This window comes from Ramlibacter sp. (genome assembly GCF_036383835.1).
Lineage (GTDB): Bacteria > Pseudomonadota > Gammaproteobacteria > Burkholderiales > Burkholderiaceae_C > Ramlibacter.
Genome location: NZ_DASVNN010000042.1, coordinates 1 through 1,726, shown reverse-complemented (window position 1 = coordinate 1,726; position 1,726 = coordinate 1). Strand labels below are relative to the sequence as shown.

3 protein-coding genes are annotated in these 1,726 nt (G+C 69.3%); 2 read left to right on the top strand and 1 reads right to left on the bottom strand.

Annotated elements, in window-relative coordinates:
• The coding region (locus tag VF522_RS07110; protein ID WP_330907537.1) for a sigma-70 family RNA polymerase sigma factor at nt 1-332 on the bottom strand (332 nt) is incomplete at its 3' end.
• Nucleotides 333-672: 340 nt separating this feature from the next.
• Between VF522_RS07110 and VF522_RS07105 the strand changes: the two genes are divergently transcribed.
• Both VF522_RS07105 and VF522_RS07100 read left to right on the top strand, forming a co-directional pair.
• Nucleotides 673-1,005 carry a hypothetical protein gene (locus VF522_RS07105; protein WP_330907536.1) on the top strand — a complete coding sequence of 111 codons (333 nt, stop codon included), beginning with the start codon at nt 673-675 and terminating at the stop codon, nt 1,003-1,005.
• On the top strand, nt 969-1,726 hold a 758-nt coding region (locus tag VF522_RS07100; protein WP_330907535.1), incomplete at its 3' end, for an MFS transporter. The genes VF522_RS07105 and VF522_RS07100, both read left to right, overlap by 37 nt.

Here is a 1,726-nt window from a genome sequence, read left to right as displayed (position 1 = left end):
GCTTCGTCGCGCGGGGTCGGCACGAGCGGTTCGTACTGAGAGACGTCCCACTCCCTGGCCGGGCGCCGGCTCGCTGCGCGGCGCGCGTTGAGGCACCGGTTGGTGGCGATTTTGTACAGCCAGGTGCGCAGCGACGCGCGTTCCTCAGTGAACCCGCCGATGCCCTGCCAGGCGGCCAGCAGCGTCTCCTGGACGGCGTCCTCGGCGTCCTGAAGGGATCCGAGCATCCGGTAGCAGTGCACCTGCAGCTCCCGCCGGTGCGGCTCGGCCAGCTCCCGGAACGCCTCGCCATCCCCGGCCCGCGCCCGGGAGAGAAGATCGGCTGTCACCATCCTGCGCACCTTCCTTCCCGCACCACGTCGTCCCTCCGCCCCAGTATATACACCGCCCCAGTATATAGCCCCAGTATATACACCGCCCACGGCGCGAACTGGGCGGCTCGCGGGCGCCCAGTTTCCCAGTGCCGCGGTGTATGCACTACCGACCGCCGGACGATCCGCCCACCGGATCGTGCCGCACCAGCTGGAACCGACCCTGGAAGGTCACCCATGGAATTGTCCGCACCGGCCGGGCGCGGGGCGTTCGCCGTTCGCGATCGCCGCCGCGGCTGGACCCTCTGCGCCCTCGCGCGGCCCCGACGCCACCATCTCCGAAAGGACAGGAACACACACCATGCTCGATCCACGTCTTCAGCTCATGCTGTTTCATGCGCGCCAGCGGGAGCTGGAAGATCAGGCGGCACGCGACCGGCTCGCGGCGTCGCAGCGCGCAGAGCGCCACACGCTTGGGCGCCTGCTGACAGCGGCGGGCACGGCCCTGCTCGCGCTGGGCACACGACTACACGGCGCGCCCGCGCCCGAGCACGTCTCCGACCGGCGCCTGGTAGAGGCGAACGGCCACAGCGCGCAGTTGGACGCCGTATGTCAGCCGGGGGCGCTGGTGAACGTGCGCATCCCGAGGAGGAGCCCATGTACGGGAAAGCAGCCACCCGCAGGCAGCGAGTGAGAAGAACGCTCGCTCGTGTGTTCGCCGGCTGGCGGACGGGCTTGCCAGGGCCTGTCCTCGTTCTTCAGGCCGCGACCGCGGTCAACTCCTTCGGCACTGGACTGATCCTTCCCTTCGAGATCATCTACCTGCACCAGGCCCGCGGCTTCCCAACGGCGACCGCGGGGCTGGTCCTGGCGGCGATCATGGGCACGGCGGCGGTCGTCACGCCCCTGTCGGGTGCGCTGCTCGATCGTTTCCGTGCGAAGCCGATCCTGATCACCGGCAATCTCGCGAGCGCACTCGGCTACGCGGCCTTCGCATTCGTCGACCGTCCCTGGCAAGCCTTCGTCTGCGCGGCCGTCGGCGGCGCTGGGTTCGGACTGGCGAGCACCGCGAACCAGGTTCTGACCCTGACCCTGGTCTCAGCGGAGCACCGCGCCTCCTCGATCGCGCTCCGCCGGGTCGCAGGCAACTTCGGTCTCGGCAGCGGCGCGACGGTTGCGGGCTTCATCGTCGCTTTCGCCCATGACCTGCGCGCGTTCCAGGCGCTCTACCTCTTCGACGGCGTCACCTTCGCTGTCTTCGCGCTGGTTGTGCTCGTGGGGATCCCGAATCCTCGCCTCGCCAATGCCGCGTCGGCGAGCGACAGGGGAACGGGCTTTCGAGCAGTTGCTCACGATCGGCTCTTCCTCATCCTGATCGCCGCCAACATCGTGCTCGTGATGACCGGCGGCGCGCT

Bases quoted from the DNA above. Each gene is read 5' to 3' on its own strand.
- VF522_RS07105 (WP_330907536.1), top strand. From the start codon at position 673: ATGCTCGATCCACGTCTTCAGCTCATGCTGTTTCATGCGCGCCAGCGG.